Annotated in this window: 1 protein-coding gene; it reads right to left on the minus strand. The window is 35.7% G+C overall.

Going from position 1 to position 871, the window contains the following annotated elements; all coding sequences use genetic code 11:
- Positions 1-142 precede the first annotated feature (142 nt).
- Positions 143-871 (minus strand): transposase (locus LC076_RS23995; RefSeq protein ID WP_226671604.1); only part of this gene is annotated, 729 nt, incomplete at its 5' end.

Raw genomic sequence — 871 nt, forward strand, 5'->3', positions numbered from 1 at the left:
GTGTTTTTAACGCTTGTTTTAGATCTAGTCTCTAAAAAAGGCAATAGGATGCCCGGGGCTTGGGTTTTACATTTTTTCAAGCCCCTACATTTTTATATTTACTTCTTTCAATTGAATAAGTATATTGATAAAGAGAGCTTTTTTATAGGCACCTTTTTTGGCTGAGTGCGAACTTATTGGATTTAGGCTTCCTGTTCCGAGGATGACTTCTTCCTAGCCGAATAGGTGTCTTATTTTTTATCATTTCATTCATCATGGTGTGAAACATCGCTTTCCGAACATCAGACCTTTTTTCTAGTAATAGAAGAATCATGGAATCTTTTAGCTTTCCTATGATGATATTTGTATTAACCTTGTATTTATACTTCAACTTCTTCTCCTTGTCCTGTTGATCAATGACTTCATTCGCTTCATTTTTTAAAAGTGCCACCATGTTTATTAAGTAAATAGACGCATAGAAGTCTTGTTCCACCGCCATCGGTGTACATCCTGTAAAGTTTTCAATCTGTAGTTTGCTTTTCAATTCGTTATATTTCACCTCAATTCCCCATCTTTTAAAGTAAAGAACTTTGAAGTCAAGACATCCCAGACTTTCGTCCATAACGTTTGTAACGAGTATTTCTTCTTCTCCTGAATCCAATTGAAATCTGAGGACACGAGCAGTATAAATTTTCTTATTCTCTGTGAATTCTATGATTTGGTCAGCCTTTGTAGCGTCTGTAATCTCTTTCATTGCCCCTTTAGATGCACGAATGACGTACTTTATTCCATGCTCCTCTAAAAAAGCAATAAACTTTCGAGAAGGGTACCCTCTGTCAAACAAAATGAGGTTATTTTGTAGGTTTAATTCCAGTAGCTCTTCGATCATTTC

It is taken from the genome of Metabacillus litoralis (genome assembly GCF_020524045.1).
Lineage (GTDB): Bacteria > Bacillota > Bacilli > Bacillales > Bacillaceae > Metabacillus > Metabacillus litoralis_C.